The organism is Steroidobacter cummioxidans, from assembly GCF_003104955.1.
Genome location: NZ_LSRW01000003.1, coordinates 158,056 through 180,074 on the forward strand (window position 1 = coordinate 158,056; position 22,019 = coordinate 180,074).

Below are 22,019 nucleotides of genomic sequence, written 5' to 3' on the forward strand. Positions count from 1 at the left end.
AGTTCGCCGAAGTGGGCGTCGATATCGACACGGGTGAGATTCGAGTGCGCCGCATGCTTGGCCTGTTCGGCAGCGGCCGTATCCTGAATGCAAAGACGGCGCGCTCGCAGCTGATCGGCGGCATGATCATGGGCATCGGCGCAGGCCTCACCGAGGAGTCGGTCGTCGATCTGCGTGATGGCTCGTACGTGAATCATGATCTCGCGGAGTATCACGTGCCGGTGCACGCCGATACGCCGCAGATCGAGGCGATTTGCCTGGACGAAAAGGAGCCGTACGCGAATCCGCTCGGCATCAAAGGACTCGGTGAAGTCGGGATCGTCGGCGTCGCCGCTGCACTGGCCAATGCGGTTTACAACGCGACCGGTCTCCGGGTTCGCGAGTTCCCGATCACCCTCGACAAGCTGCTCGGCGGCTTGCCCGATACGATCGCAACCTGATCCCAAAATAAAACGAGCGACCCACCAGTACAGGGGGTCGCTCGCACTTACTGACGATTCTTCAATCAATCGCCAGTCATCTCACCTTCAGACTCTTACACTGCTTCTGACCTTTCGGTCGCAAACCCGAATGGGAGCAAACTATTCCCAGTAGCGGGGTGAACGGTAGTAGTCGAAGGCTCGATCCCGATAAGCCTGGCCGTCGTCCCTGGTCAATTCCGACAGCGAATCCGCCGGCGCCGATTGCAGCTGCTCCTTGGTGATGTTCACCACATAGCCGCCTTCGCCCTCTTCGTACTTCAGCATGCTCCACGGAATGGGATGGTACTTCTCATTCATGCCGAGCAAGCCGCCGAAGCTGACAGCCGCAAACATGATGTTGTTGGACGTCTTGTCCAGCACCACATCCTCGATCTCGCCGATCCGCTTACCCGATGGATCCTTCACCGCCGTTCCGATCACCTTCTTGGCGCGAATCGCTTTGGTGTGTCCGCTTGCGGTAGGCATGGCAGTGCTCCTCTGGTTGGGTCAGTGATCCGTCACGAATGACGGCGCCTTTGCTTGTTCAATGATTGATGCCGTGCGGAGTTCCTGAGTAGTATCTGCCCCGCCGTCAGTCGCGAGCCGACGGATAAGTTACATACCGGCACGGTTTCGGGCGCCGGCCCAACCGCCATGTTCCGTCCGTTACGGCGCCTTCGGGTCCGGTATGATGCGGCCCAGGGAGTATGGCAATATTGCACCGATGAAGTTTGCGAGCCGGATGTTTTATTGATGCTGGCCGAAGTGCCAACCGACTGGCCTGCTGCGGTCGACGTTCTCAACGAAAGCGGTCGTTCGCGATTCGTGCTCATCTGCGAGCACGCTTCCAATCACATTCCGGCGGAATACCGCAAGCTCGGGCTGGACGATAGGGACCTGACGCGTCACATCGCCTGGGATATCGGCGCCGCCAACGTCACGCGCGCCTTGTCGGGGCGCCTCGACGCGTCGGCGTTCCTGGGCGGCTATTCCCGATTGCTGATCGACCTGAACCGTCCGCTGCACGTGGCCGACAGCATTCCGCTGCGCTCGGAAGCAACCGACATTCCCGGCAACCTTTCCCTGGATGCTGCGGAGAGGGAGCGACGCCGCCGCCTGATGTTTCACCCCTTTCAGGATCGTCTTCGCGCGCATCTGCAGCAGCGCACGGCCGAGGGCCGACGCAACGTGCTGGTCGCGGTTCATAGTTTCACACCGGTTTATCTGGGGCAGCAGCGCTCGTGGCATGCCGGCGTGTTGTTCGACAAGGCACAGCTGCTGGGTCAAGCCTTGATCGCGCAGCTACGCCGGGATCCGCTGCTGAACGTCGACGCGAACGTACCCTATGGCGTAAGCGCTGATGCCGACTACGCGCTGGTCGTGCACGGCGATCTGCTGAACAACCCGGCCGTGCTCATCGAAATCCGCAATGACTTGATTGCGGATCCGGAGGGTGTGGACGTCTGGGCACGCAAGCTGGAAGACGCATTGCGTGCCATTGAGGCGCTGAGCTAACGCGCTACGAACATGTCGCGCCCACCGACAACAGTGCGCACGACCTTCACCTTGGGGATCTCCGTCGGCACCACTGCAAACAGGTCTTGCGACAGCACGGCGAAATCCGCGAGCGCCCCCTGCTTCAACACGCCGACCTTTCCTTCCTGAAATCCCGCCCACGCGTTCTCGGCGGTGTACGAGCGCAGCGCTTCGGCAACTGTGATCTTCTCCTGCGGTAGCCAGCCGTTCGGATTTGCGCCGTCGAGTGTGCGGCGGGTGACGGCGGCATAAATGCCGGTCAGCGGATCGAGCGGTGCCACCGGCCAGTCGGATCCGAATGTGAGATGCGCGCCGGAGTCGATCAAAGAACGGAATGCGTAGGTGCCCTTGAGCCGTTGCGCACCGATGCGCTTCTCCGCCCAGCCACCATCATCGATCGCGTGCGCCGGCTGCATCGATGCAATCACGCCCAGCGGCCCGAACCGCTTGATCGCAGCAGGTGTCAGATGCTGGGCATGCTCGATGCGAAAGCGCCAATCCTTCTTTGCCCCCGACTGCTCCACCTGATCGAACGCATCGAGCAGCCAATCATTCGCGCGATCGCCGATCGCATGCACGGCGACATGCAGATCCGCCTGGTTCGCGGCGGTGATCCCCGCGAGCAACTGCGCAGGATCCACCATCGTCAGGCCAGTGGTGTTCGGCGCGTCTTCATACGGTTTGTGAAACCAGGCAGTAGTCGAGCCAAGCGAGCCGTCGACGAACCCTTTCATGCCACCCCATCGCAACCACGCATTGCCTGTGCCGTTGCGCTGCTTGTACTCGGCCGCCTTTTGCCAATCGGCGAGCGGCGCAAAGGAGTAGATGCGCAGGCGCAGCTTGCCGCTGGCCTCGGTGCGTCGATACAGCTCGATGACTCGCCAGCTCTCCAACCCACCCATATCGTGCACCTGGGTCACGCCACGCGAGACGGCATGTTCCATCGCGCGCTCCAGTCCTTGCTCCAGTTCCCTATCGGAGGGCGGTGGAATGACCTTGGCGACCAGATCCATGGCGCCATCCTTCAGGATGCCCGTGGGCTGGCCCTTCTCGTCACGCACGATGCTGCCGCCCGCGGGATCGGGCGTCTTTGCATCGATGCCCGCCAGCTTCAGTACCAGTGAATTCGCCAACGCCATGTGGCCGTCGAGACGGGAGATGAACACCGGCGTGTTCGGCGTGTCCGGGTCGATCCAAGCGCGTGTCGGCAGCTCGCCACCCCATCGCTCGTGATCCCAATTGCCATCCTTGATCCACTGACCTTGCGGCGCCTTGGCTGCCGCCGCTGCGATTCGCTTCGTGAACTCCGCGCGAGTCGTCGCGTCGCGCAGATCGACTTCCGCCAGCGCAAGCCCGCCGTTGATTAAATGTACGTGGTTGTCGATGAAGCCCGGCACCACGAAAGCGCCTTTGAGATCGACGGCGCGAGTCTTTGCATCGGCGAGACCGCGAACCTCGGCGCTGCTGCCGACGGCAACGATGCTGCCACTATCGATTGCGATGGCTTCAGCCTTGGGCCGCTGCGGGTCGCCCGTCCAGACGTTTGCATTGAAATAAATGGCATCGGGCGCGGCTGACGCCACACCACTCCAAACGATCGCCGCCAAGGCGGCGTGGACGGATTTGCTCAGCATCCCATGCTCCCAATGATACGGCTGTCAACCCCACAGCGCCGGCGACGGCCACGACATCACGCCGGTGCGATCGTACTGAATTGGATTCGGCCAATCTTCGGCCTGCAACAACGGGCCATCGAGATCCACGACCTCACACAGCTGCGCGAGCACCATGCCCGGTGCCATGCCCACAGAACCGGTGACCATGCAGCCCACCATCAATCGCATGCCTTCGGCGCGGGCTGCTCGTGCAAGCTCCAACGCGGCGGTCAACCCACCCGTCTTGTCGAGCTTGATGTTCACGAACTCATAGCGGCTCTTCAGGCGCGGCAGATCGTCGATGGTATCGATGGCTTCATCGGCACACACGGGAATCGGCGACTGGCCGACGACCAGATCGTCATCACCGCCGACCTTCACGGGTTGCTCCAACAAATCCACACGCAACTCCGCAAGCTTGGGACCGAGCGAATACAGTGTTGGCACATCCCACGCCTGGTTGGCATCGACGATCAGTCGCGAGTTCGGCGCGCCACGACGGACAGCTGCGACGCAAGCCAGCGGATCCTCGGCAGACACTTTGATCTTGATCCAGCGATAGTGCGCCAGACCGCGAGCGGCCTGCTCGTAGCCGTCGATGGAACGAATGCCGATGGTTATGGCGCTCGCGATCTCACGAGTGTTGCCGACACCGGCCAGATCCCATGCGCGGCGGCCCGTGCGCTTCGCTTCCAGATCCCACAGCGCCGCATCGAGCGCATTTCGGGCGCCGCCGATGGGCAGCAGTTGCAACAACTCGGCGCGCGTGAGACCGGCTTCGATCTTGCCGCGCACTGCCTCCACCTGCGCCAACATCGAGTCCGGTGTCTCGCCGTGATAATCGACGCCCGCCGCCTCGCCGCGGCCGACGAACTGACCATCCTGCAATTCGACGATGATGACATCGCTGGTCGTGTACGTGCCGCGCGCAATGATGAATGGCTCGCGCAACGGCCAGTTTTTCTTTCTTATGGTGAGCTTCACACGGACTCCTGATTTGCAGTCGGCAACTTACATCAGCGAAAGCGGCGGTCGGCGACGAACGGATTGGTGTGGCGCTCCTGCCCGAACGTGGACAGCGGCCCATGGCCAGGGACGAAGCGCACCTCATCGCCGAGCGGGAACAGATTCTCACGAATGGATTTGACCAGCGTGTCGTGATCGCCGCGTGGCAGATCGGAGCGGCCGATCGAGCCGGCGAAAATCACATCGCCGACCCAGGCAAACTTCTGCTTGGGATGAAAGAACACCACGTGGCCCGGCGTGTGGCCCGGACAATGGCGCACCTCGAGCGTCTCCTCTCCCACCATCACCCGATCGCCCTGCTCCAGCCAACGATCCGGCGTGAACGCCGCCGCCGGCGGAAAACCGAAACGCTGCGTCGATTCAGGCAGCTGCTCGATCAGGAACTGATCGTCCCGATGCGGCCCTTCGATCGGCAAGCCGCGCAGCTTCGCCAGCTCGGCGGTCGCCGCCGCATGATCCAGATGCCCATGCGTCAGCAGGATCTTCTCCAGCTGCAACCCTTCCCGATCCACTTCCGCCAGCACCCGATCCAGATCGCCACCGGGATCGACCACCGCCGCGCGCTTGCTGCGCTCGTCCCAGATGACGGAACAGTTCTGCTGGAACGGCGTGACGGGGATGATCAGGGCTTTCATGGTCCGGCATGGTACCCCATCGGGTAGAATCCCGGCCCATGCCGATTCAAACCCTGTTCCCCACCTACATTTACAGCGCACCGCTGCAGCGCGCCGACTGGCGCAAATTCAACAAGCAGCTGCTGCGTGAGTGCCTGCAGTTGCAAGTGGACGATGAGGCGGGACAGAAGTGGTCGCAGAAGAACTACCCGGGCGGCTACACGTCGTATCACTCGGCGCATCGGATGCAGCAGATATCACCGACGTTCGCGCAGCTCGAGAAATATTTGCGGCGACACGTGCGCTCGTTCGTGAAGACGCTCGAGCTCGACATGACGGGTCGCGAGCTGGCGATGACGGACTGTTGGGTGAACATCATGCCGCAGCAGGTCGCGCACAGCATGCACTTGCATCCGCTATCGACGCTCAGCGGCACCTACTACGTGCAGACCCCCAAAGGTTGCGCCGGCCTGAAGTTCGAAGATCCCCGACTGGAAAAATTCATGGCCGCGCCGCCGCGCAGGGCGGACGCGAGCCCGGCGAATCGAGCCTGGTCGGTGGTGCCCGCCGAAGCGGGCAAGGTCGTGTTGTTCGAAAGCTGGCTCAGGCACGAGGTGTCGGCGAATCCGGTGGCCGCCGAGCGCATCAGCATCAGCTTCAACTACAACTGGTTCTAGTCGACTGGCTCTAGCCGAACGCCGTTGGCAGCTCTCTGAGCACCCGATGCACGAACTGCACGCAGATCGAGCCTTCGCCGACGCCTGAAGCAACGCGCTTCACGCTGCCCGCACGCACATCGCCAACTGCAAACACGCCGGGCAGGCTGGTTTCCATGATGTAGGGCGAACGCGGCAGCGGCCAGCGCGCACTCGTCAGCTCATCTTTGCTCAAGTCGGCGCCGGTGCGCACGAAGCCGTTCGCGTCGAGATTCACGCAGTTCTTCAACCATTCGGTGTTCGGCGCCGCTCCCGTCATCAGAAACACATGCTTGATGGGCCGCCGCTCCCGCTCACCGGTGCGTGCATCGGTCCACGTCACCTGCTCCAGCTCATCCTCGCCGTCCAGTGCGGTAATCTGCGTGCGAGTGTGCAGAGTGATATTGGGCGATTCCTGGATGCGTCGAATGAGATAGTGAGACATGCTCTCGGCCAGTCCTTCCGAACGCACCATGATGTGCACGTGTCGACAGCCACCGGCGAGAAACACCGCCGCCTGGCCCGCCGAGTTGCCGCCGCCGACCACGATGATCTCTTCGTTCTGACAGAGCCTGCCTTCCAGATGCGTGGCCGCGTAGTACAGACCCACGCCGGCATACTTGTCCAGGTTCGGCAAATCGGGCTTTCGATACTGCGCCCCCGTTGCGATGAGCACAGTGCGAGCGCGCACGGCGCGGCCGTCGGCCATCTCGACGCGATACGGCCAACTATCACAATGCAGCGCCACCGCATCGCATGCGACATGGAATCTGGCGCCGAACTTCTGTGACTGCACCAACGCGCGACCCGCCAGCGCCTGACCGGAAATCCCGGTAGGAAAGCCCAGATAGTTTTCGATGCGCGAACTGGTGCCCGCCTGACCGCCGGGGGCAAAGCTGTCGATCACTCGCACATCCAACCCTTCCGAGGCCGCGTACACGGCGCCAGCCAGACCTGCGGGGCCGGCGCCCACGACCAGCATGTCGTGAATTGCCTCGGGATCGATCTCCGGGTTGATTTCGAGAAACTCCGCCAGCTGCCGCAAGCTTGCCTTGCGCAAGGCGCGGCCGCGACCGATGACGGCGGGAACGTCGGCCACCGTGAGCCCGGCACGTTGTAACAACCCGGCCGCATCGTGGTCCGCTTCGGCGTCGAGATAAATATGTGGGTGCGCATTCCGGGCAAGGAACTCGCGCAACAACAGCGTGTGACCGCAATATCGCGAGCCGATCAACGTCATCTCGCTGTTCGGCGACGCAATCAATCCCATGCGACGCAGGATGAAAGCGCGCATGAAGATCTCGCTGAGCTCTGCGTCCGTTTGCACGACGACGCGCAGGTCGCTGTCAGCGATCACGAGCACCTCGCCCGCTTCACGAACGGCCACCCGAGCGAAGCCCGGCGTGCCTCGCAGCGTGCTCATCTCGCCCGCGAAATCCCCGGGCATGAGCGGCTTGATGAACTGCTCATCGAAGCCAGGGATCGTGACTTCCAGGCTGCCGGCCAGGACGACGATCATCTTGCGCTCATGATCGCCGGGCTCGATCAATACCTGCCCTGCGGTCGTCGTCAGATGGGTGCCATGTGGCTCGAGGCGCGCGATCTGCACCTTCGTGAGCTTTGGAAACATCTGGTCCGAGCGCTTTTCATACAGTTCGTTTGGCATGAGAGCACCGTATTACCTGCCCACCAGCGCTGCCACTTTATCGAACAGCGATTGCATGCCCGCGGACACATCGTGAATCTCGCCATTCACGAAGATACCGGGCGTGCCCCGCACACCGCTGCGGCGACCGCTGTCGATGTGCTCACGAATGCGCTGCCGATAAATCTCATCGTCCATCTCGGAGGTGTAGCGCGCCATGTCGAGCTGCAGCTGCTCGGCGTAACTGTGTAGTTGATTGGACTTCAGATGCAGCTGGTGCGCGAACAGCAGATCATGCATCTGCCAGAACTTGCCTTGCGCCGCCGCTACTTCGGACGCCTCGGCGGCACATAGCGCGTGCGGATGTACTTCTTCGAGCGGGAAATGACGGAACACGATCCGCACCTGCTCCGGGAAGCGACTCAACAGCAGCTTCAGCGAAGGCGCCGCCTGCTTGCACGTCGGACATTCGAAATCGCCGTACTCGACGATGGTGACGGGCGCGTGCGAGGGGCCGAGCGAGTGATCGATGGCGGTGACTGGCATCACCAGGTCATGGTGCTGATTCATGCATCCTCCTGCGCCGGCCGGACGCCGGTACCCAGCTGCCGATACTAACCCCGTTCGCGGGCACCGGCGCTTGGATGTCGGTGCTTTTCGGCTCCGCTGCCCCATACCAGCAAGCGGGCCTGCACATATCGGTAATTTCTGGGCGAGCTGGCCGGAAATGCGCCGCTTTTGCGTAGCTCGGGATGCTTACATTGCGACACCACGGTTACCGCCACGAAGCATGGACGCTGCACACAAATCAGGAACTCGCCGGATGACCGCGCGGCTCATTGTCGAGTCTGCGCTCGTGGTCGGAGCGCTGTCCGCACCTGCAATGGCGCCAGCAGCCCCGCCGCCGCTGCTGCTCGCCAATGATTACGACGCTGCAGAGGTAGACGTCTTGCGCTACTGGGTAAGCGAGAAGTACGACGGCATGCGCGCGTATTGGGACGGCAAAAATCTGGTCACCCGCGCTGGCAATACGATCCATGCTCCAGATTGGTTCACGCGCGACTGGCCCACCGAGCCCCTCGACGGCGAGCTCTGGGCCGGCCGCGGGCGCTTCGAGCAGGTCACCGCGACCGTTCGCGACCTCGAACCCGATGAGGACGCCTGGCGGAACATCCGCTTCATGGTCTTCGATGTACCTGCGCAGGTTGGAACGTTCAGCGCACGGTTGGAGAAACTGCGATCTCTACTGGCGCCGCTCCGCATCGATTGGCTGCGCGAAGTAACACAGTCACGCGTCACAGATGAGGTCGAGCTCCACCACCTATTGGAGTCCGTTGCCGCCGCGGGCGGCGAGGGCCTGATGCTGCATAGGGAAGATTCGTTGTATCGCGCCGAGCGCAGCGACGACCTGCTGAAGCTCAAGCCCTCTCAAGACGCCGAAGCTCGCGTCATCGCCCACCTGCCCGGCCAGGGAAAATATCTCGGCATGCTCGGCGCACTGCTCGTTCGCACCGCCAACGGCACCGAGTTCCGCATCGGCACCGGCTTCACCGACGAACAACGCCGCTACCCGCCGCCCATCGGCAGCTGGGTCACGTACAGCTACCACAACGTCACCGCCCGCGGCATCCCGCGATTCGCTCGCTTCCTGCGGGCGCGACCGCCGGATTAGCGGACGAGGGCCAGGTTGATTATGTGTACAGATCGATGTACATTCGGTGAATGGTGCAAAGCTATCCCATCGCCGAGGCTCGAGCCAATCTGCCCACCCTCATCGACGAGGTGGAGGCGGGCAAGACCGTGGAATTAACTCGCAGAGGAAAGGCAGTCGCAGTCATGATCTCAGTCACCGAATATCAACGCTTGCTCAGCAAGCGCCCGACGTTTCAGGATGCCTATCAGAAGCTCCTGAAGAAACATTCGCTCACCGCAGTGGGCCTGGAGCCTGACTTTGCCCGCAAGCTCCGCGATCGGAGCGCCGGGCGCAAAGTCGATTTGTGAGTCGGTGCCATGCTGCGCTATCTGCTGGATACCAACGTGGTGTCGCAGCCCATGATGAAAACACCCTCCGCCAGCGTGATGCGGAGACTCGCCTCGGCCGCGGATGAGTGCGCGATCGCTGCGCCGGTCTGGCACGAGCTGCAGTTTGGCTGTAAACGCATGCCCGCCGGCAGGCGTCGCGATGCTCTGCAGGACTACATTGCGGATGTGGTCAGCACCTTCCTGATCCTGCCGTACGATGACCTCGCCGCGAAGTTGCACGCGATCGACCGTGCACGCCTCGAAGAGGCGGGCACGACAGTGCCCTTTGTCGACGGTCAGATCGCCGCCATCGCCCAGATCAACGAGCTGATACTGGTCACTGCCAACGTACGCGACTTCGCGCCTTTCAAGGCACTTACCGTGCAGAACTGGGCTTAGCCTCACCCCGGGTTAGAATCGACGCATCTTCCGCAGCAGGATGGCGCCGTTGCAGCTCTCACACGTCGACTCGGCGATTATTGGCGTCTGGCGCTGGCAGGCGGCGATCGCGACGCTGCTCATCGCGGTTCCCGCATTCGCACTCAGCCCTGCCATCCCTTTTCTGTCGCCGCTCGCGCCGGTAGTGGTCATCATCGGCGGCATTCTGCTCGCCTGGTGGTGGCCGTCGATTTCGTATCGGCATCTGCGTTTCGGCGTCGATGAAACTGGCATCGCGATCGAGAGCGGCGTCATCTGGCGGTCGCGCATCGCGCTTCCGCGCGTTCGAATACAACACACGGATGTCTCGCAGGGGCCGCTCGAGCGTCGTTACGGCGTTGGTACGTTGAAGATGTACACCGCGGGCAGCCGCCACACGAAGATCGAGCTGCCGGGATTGCGGCATGAAGACGCCATCGCTCTGCGCGATGCGCTGCTCGCTGAAGGTGCTGGCAGTGGCGTCTGACGGCAGCTTTCAGCCGACGCTGCGATTGCACGCGCTGTCGTGGCTGTTCGGCCTGAGTGGCGCAATCAAACAAATGGTCCTGCCGCTGATCGCCCTGTTCTTCTTCAACGTGCGCAATGACATGCCGGGCCCGCTCGGCCCCTGGATCGTGCCGATCGTCGTGGCGCTCGTGGCGCTGCGTGCCGTGTGGATCCAGCTCACCTTCCGTTATGGCTTCAGTCCAAGCGGCCTGGTCATTCGCGAAGGACTGATCTTCCGCAACACGCGCCACATCGAATACGCGCGCATCGAGAACATCGACACGGAGCGAAGCGTGTTACATCGCCTGCTTGGCGTCGCTGAAGTTCGCGTGCAGACGTCCACCGGCGGCAAGCCGGAAGCGCTGATCAGCGTGCTCGACCTGGAAGCCGTGCAGGAGATGCGTGATCGAATCTTCTCGCAGACCAAGCCCATCGAGCAGACCGTCGCAGCACCCGCCGAGCAGACGCTGCTCCACCTGGACATGGGTGAGCTCGTGCGTCACGGCCTGATCGACAATCGCGGCATGATTCTGGTCGCGGCCGCCTTCGGCGTATTGCACGAGGCCGGCGTGTTCGTCATCAACCAGCAACTGGTCGACCAGGTGCTGCACTCGCCGTCAGCGACCGGGCTCGCAGCGCTTGGACTGATGATGCAGATCGGGCTCGGCGTGCTCACGATACTGGGCGTCATCCTCGCCGTGCGCGCTCTGTCGGTAATCCAAGCGATCATCACTTTCTACGATTTCAGATTGACGCGCGTGGCCGGCGATCTGCGCGCCCGCTATGGGCTCTTCACCCGCGTCGCCCTGACATTGCGCACGCGGCGAATCCAAGCAGTCCACCAAAACGAGTCATTGCTGCATCGCTGGTTCAATCGAGTCTCGCTGAGTGTCGATCTCGCCGGCGACGGCGGCGGTGGCGAGGGCAACGGCGATAACTCGCGCAGCAAGACCCGCTGGCTCGCCCCAGTTTGCCCGGCAAGTACCGCACCCAAACTCATCGCCACCGCGTTACCCGCGCTCGACCTGAATACCGAGCCCGACTGGCAACCGCTCGCATCCGGCGCGCGCGGCCGCATCTTTCGCAAGACCTTGCTGTGGTCGATTGTGGTTTTGACGGCACCCGCCGTCTGGTATCTGCAGGAAGGCGCAGTCGTCATCCTGTCGAGCTGCATCCCGTTGGCGTGGATGCACGCTCACTTGTATGTAAAGAACACGCGCTGGGCACTCGCTCCAGACGCAGTGTTGTTTCGGCGTGGCTGGCTGAACCGCCAGCTGACCATCGTGCCGCGCGATCGAGTGCAGACCTCGAGCATCGAAGCGTCGCCGTTCGATCGACGCAACCGCATGGCGAGCATCTACGTCGATACCGCCGGTGCCAGCCCGATGTCGGCAGGAATCAGGATTCGTTATTTGGCCGCCGACGTGGCGGAAAGACTGGCGGCAGCGTTGTATCGAACGGCCGCGTGACGACGTAACGACTCAGTCGCGTGCGAGCGATAACATCCGCGAGAACGGCGAATCGTTCTTGCGCCACAGCCGGCGACGCAGTGACGCCATCGCGATGATCATGCCGGGCAGGATGCCACTGAGGGCGCTGTACAAGTAGTTGCGGTCGTTGACGTGATCCGCCTGCATCAGCAACGCCAGGCCTAGCAGGGTGCCGAAGACAGCACCTATAAACGCCACCTCCAATCTGAATCTTCCGGCAGCAATCCGCCAGCGCCGCGTCACATAGTCCATGCTGCTGGCCCAGACCGAGCCGCACAACATCATCACCAGGCCATTGCTCAGGCCAGTCAATTTCTGCGCGACGACCAGCACCAACCCGATCCACATCACGGTCGCGACGAATGCCGCGATCACATGGCTGCGATAACGCGAGCGGAAAAACGTCTCGCAGAACTCCACCATCAATGCCGTGCCGATGCCGACTGCAATGCCGGAGGGATACATCCATTCGTGGATGCGCCCGATGCTCAAACTGTCGAAGTAGGCGAACAGCGCGCCGGCAATCGTGCCCAACGCAATCGAGCGACCGAAGGCATTGAAGATGGCGCCCGGGACATCGTCCTCGCGACGGGCAACGATGCGACTCTGCAGCTCACGCAGCGAGTCGAATCGAGCATCGGGCCGCGGCGACATGGCTCGCATGATGGCGCGAGCGATCTGACGAGGAATGTCACGACGGACTTTTTCGATCGGCTGCACGGCGCCCATGGGCACGCGGCCAGTGAACAATTCATACATGAGCACGCCGAACGCATATTGATCGGCGCGCCAGTCGACTTCCTTCGCATCGGCGTGCTGTTCGGGCGCCATGTAATAGGCCGTGCCCAGGTTCATGCCGGTGCGGGTCAGCTCGTTGTACTGATAGGCCCGCGCGATGCCGAAGTCCATCAGCTTCACTACACCGCTGCTGTCGATCCAGACGTTCTCGGGCTTCAGATCCCGGTGCACGATGAAACGATGCGCGTGGCGCAGCGCTTCGAGCAGCTGTTCGCCGATGGCCGTCGCCTCTTCGATGGGGAACGGGTTGCCAGTCGCCAGCTGCTCCTGCATGCGCCGGCGCAGGTTCACGCCGCGCAGACGCTCCATCGTGAAGAAATATCGACCGCTGGCCACGCCAACGTCGAACACGCGCACGATGTTTGGGTGCGCGAGCTTGCAGGAAACCTTGGCTTCGGAGAGGAAACGAGTGCGGGCCGCATTGCTCGACAACAGCTCGTTGCGCAGGACCTTGATCGCGACCTCTTCGTCCTTCAGACGATCGCGAGCCGCGAACACGCGACCCATGCCGCCATCGCCGAGCACCGCTTGAATCTCATAACGTCCCTGGAGCACGACGCCCGGGCCGATGACCACATTCGAGCCCTGGTGAACCTGCGGCTCGGCCTCGGCGACGTCATCCATGCGCATCATGGTGACGGCTTCGCGATTGACCTGACGGGTCGCGGGCTCAGTGGCGCTGCGCGCCGTCTGATAGGCCGCGACCAGACGCGCCAGATCCTGCTGGGCCGCTTCCTGGCTGGCCGGAGTTTCCGCGTTGATGAGCTTGTGCTGAAGAACCGCCAGACGATCCGTATAGTTTTGCCATAACGTGGCAGGATCGTCGGCTGACTCCAGCCCGAGCAGCATCAGCGCATTCTCCAGACGGCTGGACATAGTGGTAGCAATTACTTCCGTGCAAAGACCAAAGACAGCGATTCGTCCCGGAGTTTTTTTAATCCCGCATATCGATTCCGGGGGGACAACATTGCACTAGGGCTGACTGCTTGAAAAGTGCCTCCACGAACCGACACTGTCCATGCCGGGGGAAACCTGATAGTGATTCGCTCAACGCCGCGCTGGCGGAGACTTTTCAACCAGTTATCGGTCTCGAACGGCCGGTCGTCGGCCGCTGACCCGGCACCAACCCTACCGCACTCCCCCCGTTCGCGCGCGCTGTCGCCGATTGCCCACTGGACTTGCGCAAAATCAGCCGCGCCGCGCGCACCGTTACGACATAACTTCGGAGGATGAACGAGGCTCGAGCCGTCTGTTTTCTATTGGCCCGGCGCTATTGGCTCTGGCGCCGATGCTTACAACGCATGGCCCATTGGTGGCGCGCATGCAGACGCTCCGCTTCGCTGTCGGCTTCGGGCGGGAGCTTGCGAATCGCCTGCAAGGCGACCGAGTGCGCGATGGCCACTTCGGGGTCGGTTTGTAACAGCGCGCGATAGCGCTCCAGAAAGGCCTGCTCGACCGGCGCGCCGACACCCGACAGCAACGCGGCCGCATGCGCGCCGATCGCCGCGATTTCGGAAACGGGCAGGTCACCCTCGTGAATGGCGTGATCGACGTCGGCGATCAGCTGATACAGCGGTCGCAGCCAGGCCCATTCGGGATCGTCCACGATCTGGCGCAGCAGGGCCAAGGGCGATTGCTGACTGCCGAAGCGGCGCTCCACCGCGATCACCACCCCCAACAACCCGCGCAGGGCCCGGCTCGCTTCTTCGAGCGCGTGCAGGTCGGGCGAATCGGATCGAGTCATGGGCGGCTCCCGTAAGCGAGGCGTTATCCTGCGCCCATCCACCATTTTTTTCACGTTTGCGGCACGCTTGCGCACGTGCAGGGGCTCACCCAACCGCCGCGACGATCTTTTGACTTGGAGAGACCCTCGCTCGCACGGATGAAGCCTATGTACCGGCGAGAGTTTGCAGGTCACCGTGCCTCGGTATACATCGAGCGCGGCAGTTCCTCCTCCGGCGCGACGGGGCCGGGCGAGGGTCCTCTCTTTACTCTCTCGACTCAGACTCAGGCTCTGGCACGTCGACGCTTTGGCGCCGCCGCTGTGGCCCTGCCCGGCTCGCTGACCCGCACGCGAACTGCGTGAGTCGACTTCACTTCTTCCAGCACGAAATAAGTCTGGGTGTGACGCACGCCGCGCACGTTGACGATCTTGTCGCCGAGCACGCGCCGATACTCGTCCATGTCCTGCACTCGCGTCTTGATCAGATAGTCGAAACCGCCCGCCACCATGTGGCACTCGACGATCTCTTCCACCAGTTGCACGGCTTCCTTGAAGCGTTGAAACACGTCCTGAGTGGCGTGATCGAGCGTGACCTCGGTGAACGCGAGCATGCTTTGCCCGAGACGCTTCGGGTTCAGATGCGCGAAGTACCCGTCGATGAATCCTTCCCGCTCCAGGCGCCGCACGCGCTCGATGCAAGGAGTGAGCGTCAGATTGACGGTGCGCGCCAGTTCCGCGACGGTCAGCCGCCCGTCGGTCTGCAATAACGACAAAAGCTGGCGGTCGACGCGATCCAGTTCACGGCTGGGTGGATTGCTGCTCATACGAAGTAGTAATTCCTCCTGTTCTGGCAGGCCCAATTGGCAGACTATGCTGCTAAACAGTCGGTATTGTAGCGCAATATGCTCCGGGACAGGGCGGAGCGGACCGCACCGCTGCGCCACACCCATAACTCCAGCGAACCAGCTTCGTATCAGCCATGTTCGACCATCCTTCGTTCGACCAGCACGAGCGCGTGGTCTTTGCGCACGACGCTGCCACCGGCTTACGAGCCGTCGTGGCGGTGCATTCGAGCGCGCGAGGACCGGCCGCCGGCGGTTGCCGGCTGTGGCACTACAAGTCCACGCAGGATGCGCTTGCGGATGTCCTGCGACTGTCGCGTGGCATGAGCTACAAAAACGCGATGGCGGGATTGCCGCTCGGCGGCGGCAAGGCCGTCATCATGATCGATGCCGACCGGCCCAAGACGCCGGCGCTGCTCGAAGCCTTCGGCCGCTTCGTCGAGTCGCTGCACGGCCAGTACATCACCGCTGAAGATGTCGGCGCTTCGGTCGCCGACATGGAAATCGTCGCCGGCCAGACGCGTTACGTGAGCGGATTGCCTCGGACCGCAGTGACCTCGGACGGCAATCCCAGCCCGAAAACGGCTCTGGGCGTGTATCTGGGCATCAAGGCAGCGGTGAAATTCAGACTGAAGAAAGACGAGCTGCGCGGCCTGACCGTCGCGGTGCAAGGACTGGGCGGCGTGGGTTACGAGCTGTGCAAGTTGCTCGCGGCCGACGGCGCCAGGCTGCGCGTTGCCGATGTTCGCGAGGCCGTGACGCAGAAGGCCGCGACGCAATTCGACGCGACCGTCTCCAGCCCGGATCGAATCTTGTTCGAGCGCGCCGACGTGGTTGCCCCGTGCGCCCTCGGCGCGCTGTTCGATGCCGACACCATTCCGAAACTGCAGACCCCGATCATTGCCGGCGCCGCGAACAATCAGCTCGCGACGGCGCAGGACGGCGCGCGACTGCATTCGGCCGGCGTGCTCTATGCACCCGACTATGTGATCAACGCGGGTGGCATCATCAGCGTTGGTCGTGAATATCTGGGCGGCGCGACGGCCGAATCCATCGGCGCCGAAATCCACCGGATTCCCGTTCGACTCACCGAAATTTTTGTGCGTTCCAGCGCCACCCATCGTCCCACCAGCGAGCTGGCGGACGAGATGGCGCGTCAGCTGCTTGCGGAGGCTTGATGATGAGATCCCGTTTGCACGTTCCGAGACCGCCGGCTCGCCCCGGCGAGAAACCGGACTTCAGTTATGTCGCGGTTTCTCCGGCCGGCGCCGCCGCGCGGCCCGATCCGAACGCGCCCTTGAGCGAGACCGAATTCCTGTCCAAGGAAATGGTCCGCGTCCTCGATGACAACCATCGCGCCGTGGGCCCGTGGAATCCGCATCTGGCCGCCGCCGATCTCGAGCTCGGCCTGCGTCACATGGTGCTGACGCGCGCGTTCGACGACCGCATGCATCGCGCTCAGCGCAGCGGAAAAATCAATCACGTTCTACATGAAGTCCACCGGCGAGGAAGCCGTGTCGATCGCCGCCAACATGGCGCTGAAGCCGAGCGACATGATGTTCCCGGCGTATCGCAATCAGGGCCTGCAGATTGCGCGCGGCCGCAAGATCGTCGATCTGATGTGCCAGTTGCTGTCGAACACCAAAGACATGTGCAAAGGCCGTCAGCTGCCGGTGATGTATCACTCGGTAGAGGGCAATCTGTTCTCGATCTCCGGCAACCTCGCCACGCAGTTCCCGCAAGCGGTGGGCTGGGCGATGGCATCCGCGATCAAAGGCGAAGATCACGTTTGCGCCACCTGGCTCGGCGACGGCAGCACGGCCGAGGCCGACTTCCATTACGCCCTGCTGTTCGCGCAGATCTACAAAGCGCCGGTCATCCTGAACGTCATCAACAATCAGTGGGCCATTTCCACGTTCCAGACGTTTGCCGGTGGCGAAGGCCGCTCGTTCGCCTCGCGCGGCCCGGGCTATGGCATGCCGGGCATTCGCGTCGACGGCAACGATTTCCTGGCCGTCTACGCGGTGACTCAGTGGGCCGCCGAGCGTGCGCGCACTGGCGCCGGCCCGACCTTGATCGAGCTCGTCACCTACCGTGCCGCACCTCACTCGACCAGCGACGATCCGTCGCGCTATCGCCCGAAGGATGAGGAGAAGAGCTGGCCGCTCGGCGATCCGATCGAACGACTCAAAGGCCACCTGCGAGCGCTCGGCGAATGGTCCGATGAGCGCGAGCAGACGATGCTGAAGGAATGCGAAGAGCAGGTGAACCAGGCGTGGAAGGAAGCCGTGACCTACGGCACGCTGACCGACGGTCCGCAGCTCGATCCTGAAACCATGTTCCAGGATGTGTTCAAAGAACAAACGCCCGCCCTGGCGCGTCAGCGCATGCAGCTGGCCCAGGAACTGAAGGAGCGCGCGCAGAAATGACTCAGATGAATATGATCCAGGCGCTCAACTCCGCCATGGATGTGATGATGGCGCGCGATCCGGGCGTCGTCCTGATGGGTGAAGACGTCGGTTACTTCGGCGGCGTGTTCCGCGCCACCGAAGGCCTGCAACGCAAGTATGGCGAGCATCGCGTGCTCGATTCGCCGATCGCCGAAGGCGGCATCGTCGCCACGGCTATCGGCATGGCCATCAACGGCCTGCGTCCGGTCGCGGAAATTCAGTTCGCGGATTACATCTATCCGGCCTACGACCAGATCGTCAGCGAGCTGGCGCGCATTCGTTATCGCAGCGGTGGCGACTTCTGCGCCCCGGTCACGATTCGCACGCCTTGCGGCGGCGGCATTCGCGGCGGCCAGACCCATTCGCAGAGCCCGGAAGCGCTGTTCGCGCATGTCGCCGGCTTGAAGGTGGTGATCCCGTCCAATCCGTACGACGCCAAAGGTTTGCTGATCGCGTCCATCGAAGAAGACGACCCGGTGATCTTCCTCGAGCCGAAGCGACTCTATAACGGCCCGTTCGATGGCGATCCGAACAAGCCGGCGGTGGGCTGGAACTCACATCCACGCGGCGACGTGCCTGAAGGCCATTATCGCGTCGAGCTCGGGGTCGCCGAGATCGCCCGTCCTGGCACCAAGCTCACCATCATCAGCTACGGCACCATGGTGCACGTGTGTCTGGCCGCCGCCGAAAAGGCCGGCGTCGATGCCGAAGTCATCGACCTGCGCTCGATCGTGCCGCTCGATGTCGAGACCATCGCCAATTCGGTGAAGAAGACCGGCCGCTGCATCGTCGTGCACGAAGCAACGCGGTTCGCCGGTTTCGGTGCCGAGATTTCCTCGACCATTCAGGAAGAATGTTTCTGGCACCTGGAAGCGCCGGTGCTGCGCGTTGCCGGCTGGGATACTCCCTATCCGCACGCATTCGAGTGGGAATACTTCCCTGTCCAGGCGCGCGTCGTCGCCGCCATTAAAGCAACGATGGAGGCGTCATGAGTCGCCATGTAGTAAAGCTGCCGGATCTCGGCGAAGGCACGACCTCATCCGAGGTCGTGGCATGGAAGGTCAAGGTCGGCGATGTCATCGACGAAGATCAGGCCGTGGTGGAAATGTCGACCGATAAGGCCGTGGTCGAGCTGCCCGCGCCGGTCGGCGGCAAAGTAGTTTCGCTCGGTGGCCAGCCCGGCGATCAGATTGCGGTCGGCGCCGAACTGTACGTGCTGGAAACGGACGCGTCGGCGGCGGTTGAAAGCGCGCCCGCAGCGAGCACCGCCGCACCTGCTGCCGCTGCAAACGCGCCGTCGAAAACCCCCGCTGCTGCTAACAACGTCACTGCACAGCCTGCCGCCAAGCCTGCCGGCGGCCGAGTGATGGCCTCGCCCGCCACTCGCGCACGCGCCAAGCTCGCTGGCATCGATCTGTCGACCGTTCACGGCAGTGGCCGCGATGGCCGCATTCAGCGCCAGGATCTGGAAGCTGCGATCAACGATCGTCAGTCGGGCAAGGCGCCTGCTGCTGCCCCGGCTGCCGCTCCGAGCGGACGCCAGGTTCGCACGGGCACGGAAGAGATCCGCATTCTCGGCGTGCGCCGCGTGAGCGCGCAGCGCGTGGCGGATTCGAAGAGAAACATTCCGCACTTCGCGTATGTCGAAGAGGTCGACATGACGGAGCTGGAGCGGCTGCGCAAGCATCTGAACTCGCAGCTGCCGAAGGGCTCGCCCTCCTACACCTACCTGCCGTTCCTCGCGATGGCACTGGTGCGGGTCGTCGAGCAGTTCCCGAAAGTGAACTCGCGCTTCGACTCCGAGCGCAACGTGCTGGTTCGTCACGATGGCGTGCACATCGGCGTTGCCACGCAGACCAACGATGGCCTGAAGGTGCCGGTCGTGAAGCATGCGGAGTCGATGTCTCTCAAGGAGCTCGCCGCCGAGATCCGTCGCGTGACCAACGCGGCGCGCGAAGGAACCGCGAGCCGCAACGAGCTGCAGGGGTCGACCATCACGATCACCAGCCTCGGCAAGCTCGGCGGCATCGTCTCGACGCCGATCATCAACGCGCCTGAGGTGGCCATCGTCGGCATCAACAAGGCCGTGGAACGCCCGATGATCGTCAATGGCGAGATCGCAGTCCGCTTGATGATGAACCTGTCCTCATCGTTCGATCACCGCTTCATCGACGGCTACGACGCCGCCGAGAGCATCCAGGCGCTGAAGGAAAAGCTCGAACAGCCGGCGACGATCTTCATCCGGGATTGATGGTTTCCCCTAAGCGGGCCGTGTGATGCAAGTCACACGGTCCGCCGTGCGGGGCGCCAGCATTGCGCCGCACGACACGATTTCCTGCCTCTCGCTCGAGTCTTTGCGAACGGCTTCTCACCTCGCCTTGAGCCGTCAACTTACATTTGCCGCGTCCCCTGGATTCCGTCTATGGACTCGGCAGTCAGCACCATCCGCCAGTTTCTGATCGAAGCGCAACGACGCATCGGCTGCCATGCGGTCGCGTTCACTGCGCCGACGCGCGGTGACTTTCATTTCCACTGTCCCAGCGACGATGCTCGCGAAGTGGAGGAAATGCTGCGCGGGATCGCCGCTACGTTCCTGTCACAAACTCGCGAGACCAACGGCCCGGTGATTCGCAATCGGGTCCGCTACGAGAACGGCGGGCCGATGATCGGACGCTTCCTGGTCGCGCCGGTGTTCGACTCGTCCGGCGACCTGGCGGGCCTCGCCATGATGTATCGTCTCTGCACTCACGACTCCTTCGAGCAGGACGATCTCAAGAAAGGCTCGCAGCTGAGCCGTCAGCTCGCCCACTTGTTGTCTCTGCCTGCGGATCCCGTCACCGGCCTGATCTCGCGCGCCGGCCTCGAGGAACTGGTCGACTGGCGGCTGAAATCGCTGGGCGAACGCGCCAACTCCAGCGTGCTCTACGGCGACATCGATCAGCTGCGCGTCATCAATGACATGTTCGGCTTCGAGGCGGGCGATCGCGCCATCGCGGTCGTCGCCAATGCGCTCGCTGCGGTACTGGCAAACGAGGACGCCGTGCTCAGCCGGTTGTCCGGCGATCGCTTCACCGTCTTCCTTCCCGACTGCCCTCTGCCTCAGGCGCAGAAGATCGCCGCGCGCCTGCGCGAGGCCGTGCAGGCGCGTCCGCTTCACGTCGATGACGACACGTTTCCGCTGTCGATTTGTTTGGGCGCAGCGACGTTGACGAATGGCGAGCGCAGCTTCGATCACTCACTCGCCGCCGCCGAAGTCGCCTGCAAGGCCGCCAAAGAGCGCGGCCGCAATCGGGTCGAGGTTTATCGGATTTCGGACACCAGCATGATCCGCCGGCGCGACGACATTTCCATTGTCAGCCGCCTGCGCAGCGCGCTCGACCAGGGGCACTACCAGATCTTCGGTCAGCCGATCGCCTCTCTGCTGACGCGCGACTCGGTGCATCGCTACGAGATGCTGCTACGGATCATCGACGAGAAAGGTCGGCTGGTGCTGCCGTCGCATTTCATGTCGTCAGCCACGCGCTATCAGTTGCTCCCGCAGATCGATCGCTGCGTCATCGTCGACGTGTTCAGACATCTGCGTAGTGCCAGCGCGCGCCCTGGCTACACGCCGCTGCACGTATCCATCAACCTGTCCGGCCCGACGATCGGCGACGATGGCTTTCTCGACTGGCTGCAAATGCAGCTGGACGAGAACGGCGTCAGCGGCGAGTGGCTGACGTTCGAGCTGACCGAAACCGCCGCGGTCAGCAACATGGAACAAGCCCAACTGTTGATGAGCGAACTCGGCGCGCGCGGCTGCCGCTTCGCGCTCGACGATTTCGGCACCGGGCTGAGCTCGCTCACCCACCTGAAGAACCTGCAGTTCACATCGCTGAAGATCGACGGCTCGTTCATCCGCGACCTGCTGCACAACGAGCGCTCGCAATCGCTGGTCGGTGCCATCGCCCAACTGGCTGGCGCGATGGGCATGGAGACGATCGCCGAGTACGTCGAAACGCCCGAAATCTGTATGCGCCTGATCGACCTGGAAGTCCAATACGGCCAGGGCTACGCCATCGGCAAACCCCGGCCGCTCAACGGCATTCTCGCGCCCACCGCCGACCTGCTGCACGCGAGCTGACGCGTTTGCGCTAAG

At 62.8% G+C, this 22,019-nt stretch carries 20 protein-coding genes and 2 pseudogenes; 13 read left to right on the forward strand and 9 right to left on the reverse strand.

Annotation, left to right across the window (positions count from 1 at the left end; translation table 11 throughout):
• Positions 1-2 precede the first annotated feature (2 nt).
• Positions 3-440 (forward strand): annotated as a pseudogene (locus tag D0550_RS02025) (molybdopterin cofactor-binding domain-containing protein); the annotation flags it as partial.
• A 141-nt stretch (positions 441-581) separates the two neighbouring features.
• Here D0550_RS02025 and D0550_RS02030 read toward each other — a convergent pair.
• The gene (locus D0550_RS02030; RefSeq protein WP_116807425.1) at positions 582-947 is read right to left on the reverse strand and encodes a PRC-barrel domain-containing protein; all 366 of its coding nucleotides are present in this window, start codon (positions 945-947) and stop codon (positions 582-584) included.
• Positions 948-1,214: 267 nt separating this feature from the next.
• Here D0550_RS02030 and D0550_RS02035 point away from each other — a divergent pair, with 267 nt between their 5' ends.
• Entirely contained in the window at positions 1,215-1,976 is a 762-nt protein-coding gene (locus D0550_RS02035) for an N-formylglutamate amidohydrolase (RefSeq protein WP_116807426.1), read from the forward strand.
• Here D0550_RS02035 and D0550_RS02040 read toward each other — a convergent pair.
• The 3 genes from D0550_RS02040 to D0550_RS02050 are packed head-to-tail and all read right to left on the reverse strand — an operon-like array spanning position 1,973 to position 5,313.
• Positions 1,973-3,631, reverse strand: coding sequence for an amidohydrolase (locus tag D0550_RS02040; protein ID WP_116807427.1), 1,659 nt, complete (start codon positions 3,629-3,631; stop codon positions 1,973-1,975). The two genes, D0550_RS02035 and D0550_RS02040, sit on opposite strands and share 4 nt — an antisense overlap.
• A 24-nt stretch (positions 3,632-3,655) precedes the next feature.
• Positions 3,656-4,636, reverse strand: a complete 981-nt coding sequence (gene dgcA, locus D0550_RS02045; RefSeq protein WP_116807428.1) for an N-acetyl-D-Glu racemase DgcA — start codon at positions 4,634-4,636, stop codon at positions 3,656-3,658.
• Between the two features lie 32 nt (positions 4,637-4,668).
• Positions 4,669-5,313, reverse strand: a complete 645-nt coding sequence (locus D0550_RS02050) for an MBL fold metallo-hydrolase (protein WP_116807429.1) — start codon at positions 5,311-5,313, stop codon at positions 4,669-4,671.
• A 38-nt stretch (positions 5,314-5,351) separates the two neighbouring features.
• Between D0550_RS02050 and D0550_RS02055 the strand changes: the two genes are divergently transcribed.
• On the forward strand, positions 5,352-5,969 hold the full coding sequence (locus tag D0550_RS02055) for a TIGR02466 family protein (protein WP_116807430.1): 618 nt from the start codon (positions 5,352-5,354) through the stop codon (positions 5,967-5,969).
• Between the two features lie 10 nt (positions 5,970-5,979).
• Here the strand turns inward: D0550_RS02055 and D0550_RS02060 are convergent, their stop codons facing one another.
• Together D0550_RS02060 and D0550_RS02065 are read right to left on the reverse strand one after the other, a co-directional pair.
• Complete coding sequence (locus tag D0550_RS02060) at positions 5,980-7,653, reverse strand: FAD-dependent oxidoreductase (RefSeq protein WP_116807431.1); 1,674 nt, start codon at positions 7,651-7,653, stop codon at positions 5,980-5,982.
• A 12-nt stretch (positions 7,654-7,665) separates the two neighbouring features.
• Positions 7,666-8,202, reverse strand: a complete 537-nt coding sequence (locus D0550_RS02065; protein ID WP_116807432.1) for a DsbA family protein — start codon at positions 8,200-8,202, stop codon at positions 7,666-7,668.
• A gap of 253 nt (positions 8,203-8,455) precedes the next feature.
• On the opposite strand from D0550_RS02065, the gene D0550_RS02070 reads away from it, so the two are divergent.
• From D0550_RS02070 to D0550_RS02090, 5 genes are read left to right on the forward strand one after another with little or no spacing between them, the layout of a single operon-like run.
• Complete coding sequence (locus D0550_RS02070) at positions 8,456-9,304, forward strand: DNA ligase (RefSeq protein ID WP_116807433.1); 849 nt, start codon at positions 8,456-8,458, stop codon at positions 9,302-9,304.
• A gap of 50 nt (positions 9,305-9,354) precedes the next feature.
• Positions 9,355-9,633: a type II toxin-antitoxin system Phd/YefM family antitoxin gene (locus D0550_RS02075; protein ID WP_116807434.1), complete on the forward strand. Its 279-nt coding sequence runs from the start codon at positions 9,355-9,357 to the stop codon at positions 9,631-9,633.
• 9 nt (positions 9,634-9,642) lie between these two features.
• Positions 9,643-10,053, forward strand: a complete 411-nt coding sequence (locus D0550_RS02080; RefSeq protein WP_116807435.1) for a type II toxin-antitoxin system VapC family toxin — start codon at positions 9,643-9,645, stop codon at positions 10,051-10,053.
• 49 nt (positions 10,054-10,102) lie between these two features.
• On the forward strand, positions 10,103-10,558 hold the full coding sequence (locus D0550_RS02085) for a PH domain-containing protein (RefSeq protein WP_161965585.1): 456 nt from the start codon (positions 10,103-10,105) through the stop codon (positions 10,556-10,558).
• Positions 10,497-12,047 (forward strand): PH domain-containing protein, encoded by a 1,551-nt coding sequence (locus tag D0550_RS02090; RefSeq protein ID WP_116807437.1) that lies wholly within the window; start codon positions 10,497-10,499, stop codon positions 12,045-12,047. The genes D0550_RS02085 and D0550_RS02090 overlap by 62 nt, the downstream gene beginning before the upstream one ends.
• A gap of 12 nt (positions 12,048-12,059) precedes the next feature.
• On the opposite strand, the gene D0550_RS02095 is transcribed toward D0550_RS02090, so the two are convergent.
• The 3 genes from D0550_RS02095 to D0550_RS02105 all read right to left on the reverse strand — a co-directional run bounded on the left by D0550_RS02095 (position 12,060) and on the right by D0550_RS02105 (position 15,413).
• Complete coding sequence (locus D0550_RS02095) at positions 12,060-13,742, reverse strand: serine/threonine-protein kinase (RefSeq protein WP_116807438.1); 1,683 nt, start codon at positions 13,740-13,742, stop codon at positions 12,060-12,062.
• A gap of 394 nt (positions 13,743-14,136) precedes the next feature.
• Positions 14,137-14,685, reverse strand: coding sequence for a hypothetical protein (locus D0550_RS02100; protein ID WP_161965586.1), 549 nt, complete (start codon positions 14,683-14,685; stop codon positions 14,137-14,139).
• 188 nt (positions 14,686-14,873) lie between these two features.
• Entirely contained in the window at positions 14,874-15,413 is a 540-nt protein-coding gene (locus tag D0550_RS02105; protein WP_116807440.1) for an Lrp/AsnC ligand binding domain-containing protein, read from the reverse strand.
• 155 nt (positions 15,414-15,568) lie between these two features.
• Here D0550_RS02105 and D0550_RS02110 point away from each other — a divergent pair, with 155 nt between their 5' ends.
• The 5 genes and pseudogenes from D0550_RS02110 to D0550_RS02130 all read left to right on the forward strand — a co-directional run bounded on the left by D0550_RS02110 (position 15,569) and on the right by D0550_RS02130 (position 22,004).
• The gene (locus D0550_RS02110) at positions 15,569-16,609 is read left to right on the forward strand and encodes a Leu/Phe/Val dehydrogenase (protein WP_116807441.1); all 1,041 of its coding nucleotides are present in this window, start codon (positions 15,569-15,571) and stop codon (positions 16,607-16,609) included.
• A pseudogene (locus tag D0550_RS02115) lies at positions 16,609-17,860 on the forward strand (thiamine pyrophosphate-dependent enzyme). The gene D0550_RS02110 and the pseudogene D0550_RS02115 overlap by 1 nt, the downstream one beginning before the upstream one ends.
• The gene (locus D0550_RS02120) at positions 17,857-18,873 is read left to right on the forward strand and encodes an alpha-ketoacid dehydrogenase subunit beta (protein WP_116807442.1); all 1,017 of its coding nucleotides are present in this window, start codon (positions 17,857-17,859) and stop codon (positions 18,871-18,873) included. Before D0550_RS02115 ends, D0550_RS02120 begins: the two are co-directional and overlap by 4 nt.
• On the forward strand, positions 18,870-20,132 hold the full coding sequence (locus D0550_RS02125; RefSeq protein ID WP_116807443.1) for a dihydrolipoamide acetyltransferase family protein: 1,263 nt from the start codon (positions 18,870-18,872) through the stop codon (positions 20,130-20,132). The genes D0550_RS02120 and D0550_RS02125 overlap by 4 nt, the downstream gene beginning before the upstream one ends.
• 171 nt (positions 20,133-20,303) lie before the next feature.
• Positions 20,304-22,004 (forward strand): bifunctional diguanylate cyclase/phosphodiesterase, encoded by a 1,701-nt coding sequence (locus D0550_RS02130; RefSeq protein ID WP_116807444.1) that lies wholly within the window; start codon positions 20,304-20,306, stop codon positions 22,002-22,004.
• The last annotated feature ends 15 nt before the right edge of the window (positions 22,005-22,019 follow it).